The organism is Rhodosalinus sp., assembly GCF_041685465.1.
Classification (GTDB): Bacteria; Pseudomonadota; Alphaproteobacteria; order Rhodobacterales; family Rhodobacteraceae; genus Rhodosalinus.
This window is the reverse complement of sequence record NZ_JAWLFS010000214.1, coordinates 1-5,346: the sequence shown is the minus strand read 5'-3', so window position 1 is coordinate 5,346 and position 5,346 is coordinate 1. Positions and strand designations below refer to the sequence as shown.

Genomic DNA, 5,346 nt, shown 5'->3' with positions numbered 1-5,346 from the left:
GATCCTCGTCGGCGACCTGAACATCGCGCCGCTGGAAGAGGATCGACTTGCCCGGCCGCTCCCCGTGCAGCCAGTCGCGCAGGTCGGTCAGGTAGTCGAGCTTCTGGCCGAATTTCACGTTCGCCTCGCGGTCCGGCACGTCGCCGCCCGCGGGGACGTAGAAGTTGTGAACGACGACGCCGTTTTCCAGCCGCGCCGCCACGTGCCGCGCGTGCCCCAGCCCCGCGAAGTCGAGCGCGCCCGCCTCCTCGATGGGCAGTTTCGACAGGATCGCCACGCCGTTGTAGCCCTTCTCCCCCCGCGCGACCATGTGGGGATAGCCGAGCGCGGCGAAGGCCTCGCGCGGGATCTTCTCCACCGGGCTCTTGCACTCCTGCAGGCAGAGGATGTCCGGCGCCTCCTCGGTCAGGAGCCGCTCGACGAGGCCCTGGCGCAGGCGGACGGAGTTGATGTTCCAGGTGGCGAGGGTGAAGGGCATGGGGCACTCCGGCTGAGGGAGCGCGGAGGCTAACCCCGCGGGCGCATGGCCGCAATCAGCCCGGCGTGCACGGACGCCCCGGCAGCGACGATGCCGGGCGTCCTGGGGTTGGCGGTGTTGAAGCGGGGCGGGTCGCCCGCCCGGTCGGTGACGACCGCGCCCGCCTCGCGGCAGATCAGCAGCCCGGCGGCGATGTCCCAGTCCCAGCTGTCGCGGTGCGTGATCATCGCGTCGAAGCGCCCCTCGGCCACCAGCGCGAGGCGGTAGGCGAGGGAGGGGCGGTGATGTCGCTTGAACCCGGGCACGCCACCGGGCCAGTTCCGGGGCTCCATCGCGGCGCGGGTGGCGAGGACGTCCGCGCCCTCCACGCTCTCGCGCGCCGTGGCGCGGATGGGCCGGCCGTCCAGCGTCGCGCCTTCGCCCCTGGCGGCGGCGTAGAGCTTGCCCTTGTCGGCGGGCAGGTAGACCACCGCGGCCGTGATCTCCCCCTCGGTCACGACGGCAAGCGAGAGCGACCAGCTCGACGAGCCCTCGATGAAGCCGGTGGTGCCGTCGATGGGGTCGAGCAGGAAGATATGCGGGTGGTCGAGGCGCTCGGGCGTGTCGGCATCCTCCTCCGAGAGCCAGCCGTAGTCGGGCCGCGCGACGAGCAGGATGGCGCGCAGCGACTCGTTCACGGCGAGATCGGCCTCCGTCACGGGCCCCGCGCCGCCGGGCTTGTCCCAGCGTTTCGCAGTGGGACCGTGGTAGCGCAGCGCCACCTCGCCCGCCTCCCGCGCGGCGCGGGTCAGGAGCGCAAGGTCACTCTCCGGCAATCGTCAGCCCCTCGACCAGGAGCGAGGGCACCACGCGGCTGAGCCACGGCCGCGCGTCGTTCGCGGGGCGGAGGCTCGCCAGCATCTCGCGCAGGGTGCCGGCGACGGTGCATTCGTTCACGGGCCAGGCGATCTCGCCGTTCTCGACCCAGAAGCCGGAGGCGCCGCGCGAATAGTCGCCGGTGTTGGGGTTGATCGTGGCCCCGATCATCGAGGTCACGAGCAGCCCGGTGCCCATCTCGCGCAGGAGGTCGGCCTGCGAGAGCTCCGATTGCGTCAGCGCCACGTTCCAGTTCGACGGCGCGGGCGGCGAGGAGAGCCCGCGCGCGGCGTTGCCGGTGGGCGCGCGGCCCAGCTTGCGCGCCGTGGCGAGGTCGAGGGTGAAGCCGGTGAGCGTGCCGTTTTCCACGATGGCGCGGCGGGCGGTCGGCAGCCCCTCGGCGTCGAAGGGGCGCGAGCCCTGCACGCGCGGGCGGTGCGGATCCTCGATCAGCGAGAGATCGGCGGGCAGGAGGGCCGCACCCTCGGCGTCGCGCAGCCAGGACGCGCCGCGCGCGACCGCGGTGCCGTTCGCCGCCGCCAGCAAGTGGCCGATCAGCGAGGACGCGATGCGCTCGTCGAAGACGACCGGGTAGGCGCCGGTCTTCGGACGGCGGGGGTTCAGACGTTCGACCGCGCGGCGGCCGGCGCGCGCGCCGATCTCGCCCGCGTCGCGCAGGTCGGCGGCGTGGATGCGCCCGTCGGCGTCGTAGTCGCGCTCCATGCCGAGCCCCTCGCCCGCGATCGCCACGCAGGAGAGGCTGTGGTCGGTGCGCGTGTAGCCGCCCGAGAAGCCGTTGGTCGCGGCGAGATGCATCTCGCGCCGGCCGTAGGCGGCAGAGGCGGCCTGCACCTGGGCGACGCCCTCGACGGCGAGCGCGGCGGCCTCGGCCCGCGCGGCGGCGTCCTGCAGGGCATCCGGCGCGGGCTCGTCCGAGGGATCGGCGAGGTCGAGCCCGGCGGCGTCGCGCCGGTCGGCGAGTTGCGCGGGATCGGCGAGGCCGGCGCAGGGGTCCTCCGGCGCCTCGCGCGCCATGGCGACGGCGCGCTCTGCCATGGCGGTCAGCGTCTCCTCGCGCGGGTCGGAGGCCGAGACGCAGGCCTGCCTCCGGCCCATCAGCACGCGCAGGCCGAGGTCGGTGGACTCCGATCGCTCCGCCTGTTCGAGCGCGCCGCCGCGGATGTCGACGGTGACCGAGCGGTCCGCGATCACCAGCGCGTCGGCCGCCTCCGCGCCCGCGCGATGCGCGGCCTCGAGCAGGGCATGGGCGAGGCGGTCGGGGAATGGCTGGGTCATCGCGCGCTCCTTCCGGGGACGCCGCCGCAGCGGCACCCGGCGGAGGTAGACCGCCCGCCCGCGTCGCGCAAGGCGCGGGCGGGGTCCGGGCGCGTCAGCGGATGCGCTGCCCGTTGGCGAGGATGCGGCCCTCCTCGGTCACCTCGACGGTCGACTCCATCGCGTCGTCGCCCGCGGGCACGGCGAACATGCCCATCATCATGCGCGCGCTCATCGCCTGCTCCTCGGGCAGCACGCCCATCTGCATCAGCGTGTCCAGAAGCGCGTTCGCGCCTTCGAGGCGGAAGGACATCCGGCCTTCCGGCCGCGGCATGCCCTGGAAGGTCGCGAGGTCGTCGTTGTCGAAGGTGAAGGCGCCCTCGCCGGTGAGCTCCGCGCCCGCGGCCGAGACCAGGAGCTGCGCGAGGTCGAGCGCATGCAGCTCTGCCGGCCGCTCCCCGGTCATCGCCATGGCCTGCATCGCCTCCGGATCGAAGAGCTCGCCCAGCACCCGCATCTGCCCCGACAGATCGAGCACGAGGTTCGCCGGTTCGCGGGGCAGCATGGCGTTCGGGTCGACCATCGCCCAGATCGGCTCACCCATGGTGACGTCGCGCAGCGAGAGCTCGAAGGCGAAGGGTTGCGGGTCCTCGGTCTGCCCCACCGGAGCGGCGATGGAGACGCCCGACTCGCCGATCGTGCTTTCCACCGGGAAGGGCAGTTCGGGTGTCTCGATGTTGATCTCGGTGCCGGCGCCCGAGACGCCGTAGGACATCCGCTCCGAATCCATCGCCGCGCGCAGCTCGGTCCGGTCCGAGCGGGTCACGCCCTGCATCCGCTCGTCGTCGCCGGCGATGTCGAACTCGGTCCGCCCGTCGGTGTAGCCGAAACGCCCGTCGAAGGCGTAGCCGGCCGCCAGTGCGTCGGAGAGATCCTCCATGTCGAGATCCGCGGGGATGCGCGCCGTGCCCGCGAAGGTCAGCCCCTGCATCCCGCCCGACATGTCGGCGCGGCCCTCTTCCTCCGGCGGGGCGACGGCGAGATCGTAGCTCACCTCGTCCACCGTCACCGTCTGGTCGAGCCCGCGCAGATCGCCCGGCGTGACGACCGATTGCCCCGACATCCCCTGCATCGTCAGCGTTCCGGACGCGCTCTCCGACGGGACCGGATCGCCGTCGACGACGAGCTCGGCCAGCGCGAGGCCGAGGCGCTCGGCGGTGTAGTCGTAGGTCATCTGCGTGTCGTCGCCCGAGACGACCACTTCGAGCCCGGACTGCGTGAACGCGAGAGCGGCGTCCACCGGCTCCTCGCCCTCGGGGCGGGCGGCGACGCGGATTTCCGCGGTGCCGGGATAGGTGATGGTCACCGTGCCGTCGCCCGCCTCGGTGAAGGCGAGTTCCGGCATCTCGACCGTCGCCGTGCCGCCGTCCTCGGGCAGGCCCATGCGCACGCTCACGTCGCTTATGGTCAGCGTGTCGCCGGACATCGCCTCGCGCGCCTGCACCTCGTAGCCGAAGGAGGTGAGGTAGCTCCGCATGTCGTTCCAGACCTGCTCGGCCGTGACCTCGGCCGCGGCCGGCGTTGCGAAGGCCGCGGCGGCGAGCGCCGGCACGACGGTGGGTGTGAATGCACGCATGGATCCTGTCCTTCGGGCTGAAACCTAGGGCGCAGGTTCCGCACACCTCCCCCGCAAGGTCAAGCGCGAAGGGCTGGACCGGGCCGGGGCGCGTGCGTATCACGGGGGCCGCAACTGCAGGAGGGCGGCATGGCGGACCTGAACGGCAAGGCGGTGATGATCACGGGCGCGAGCCGGGGGATCGGCGCCGCGGCTGCGCGGGCCTTCGCCGCGGCGGGCGCGCAGGTGGCGCTCCTCGCGCGGTCGGGACCGGAGATCGCGGACCTCGCCGGGGAGATCGGGCAGAACGCCATCGCGGTGCCCTGCAACGTCGCGCGCTTCACCGACATGGACGCGGCGGTGCGCGCCTGCCTTCAGGCCTTCGGGCGGCTCGACGTGCTGGTGAACAACGCCGGCGTGATCCAGCCGATCGAGGCTCTGGCCGAGGCCGACCCGGACGGGTGGTCCACCGCGATCGACGTCAACCTCAAGGGCGTCTTCAACGGGATGCGCGCCGCGATGCCGGTCATGGCCGAGGCCGGCGGCGGCAGCATCCTGACCGTGAGTTCCGGCGCCGCGAACAACCCGCTCGAGGGCTGGAGCGCCTATTGCGCCTCCAAGGCCGGCGCGGCGATGCTCACCCGCTCCTGCGATCTGGAGGGCCGCGCGCAGGGCATCCGCGCCATCGGGCTCAGCCCCGGCACCGTGGCCACCGAGATGCAGCGCGAGATCAAGTCGAGCGGCGTGAACCCGGTGAGCGGCCTCGACTGGTCCGACCACATCCCGCCCGAGTGGCCGGCGAAGGCGCTCGTCTGGATGTGCGGGCCGGAGGCCGACGCCTGGCGCGGGCAGGACATCTCGCTCCGCGACCCGGCGATCCGCGCGGAAGTGGGCCTCGCATGATCCGCACCGCGCGGGAGGGCGCGCTTCACACCGCCGTCATCGACCGCCCCGACAAGGCGAACTCGCTGACGCTCGAGATGCTGCAGGACCTCGCCGATTTCGCCGAGGGCGCGACGGAGGAGGGCGCGCAGGCGATCGTCCTCACCGGCGCGGGGGAAGTCTTTTCCGCCGGTGCCGATCTGGAGGCGGCGCGCGCCGGCCTCGCCACATCGCCGGTCTG

The 5,346-nt window shown here is 73.1% G+C and carries 6 protein-coding genes; 2 read left to right on the top strand and 4 right to left on the bottom strand.

What is annotated here, in order from left to right:
* The 4 genes from ACESL7_RS12710 to ACESL7_RS12695 all read right to left on the bottom strand — a co-directional run.
* A partial coding sequence (locus ACESL7_RS12710) for an endonuclease/exonuclease/phosphatase family protein (RefSeq protein WP_372893687.1) occupies positions 1 to 478 on the bottom strand: 478 nt, incomplete at its 3' end.
* Positions 479 to 507: 29 nt separating this feature from the next.
* Complete coding sequence (locus ACESL7_RS12705) at positions 508 to 1,293, bottom strand: 3'(2'),5'-bisphosphate nucleotidase CysQ (RefSeq protein ID WP_372893686.1); 786 nt, start codon at positions 1,291 to 1,293, stop codon at positions 508 to 510.
* Entirely contained in the window at positions 1,280 to 2,629 is a 1,350-nt protein-coding gene (locus tag ACESL7_RS12700) for a TldD/PmbA family protein (protein WP_372893685.1), read from the bottom strand. Before ACESL7_RS12700 ends, ACESL7_RS12705 begins: the two co-directional genes overlap by 14 nt.
* Before the next feature lie 94 nt (positions 2,630 to 2,723).
* Positions 2,724 to 4,244, bottom strand: a complete 1,521-nt coding sequence (locus tag ACESL7_RS12695; RefSeq protein WP_372893684.1) for a DUF2125 domain-containing protein — start codon at positions 4,242 to 4,244, stop codon at positions 2,724 to 2,726.
* Positions 4,245 to 4,373: 129 nt separating this feature from the next.
* Here ACESL7_RS12695 and ACESL7_RS12690 point away from each other — a divergent pair, with 129 nt between their 5' ends.
* Together ACESL7_RS12690 and ACESL7_RS12685 are read left to right on the top strand one after the other, a co-directional pair.
* A complete protein-coding gene (locus ACESL7_RS12690; protein ID WP_372893683.1) occupies positions 4,374 to 5,126 on the top strand; it encodes an SDR family oxidoreductase in 753 nt (250 codons plus the stop codon).
* A partial coding sequence (locus ACESL7_RS12685) for an enoyl-CoA hydratase-related protein (protein WP_372893682.1) occupies positions 5,123 to 5,346 on the top strand: 224 nt, incomplete at its 3' end. The genes ACESL7_RS12690 and ACESL7_RS12685, both read left to right, overlap by 4 nt.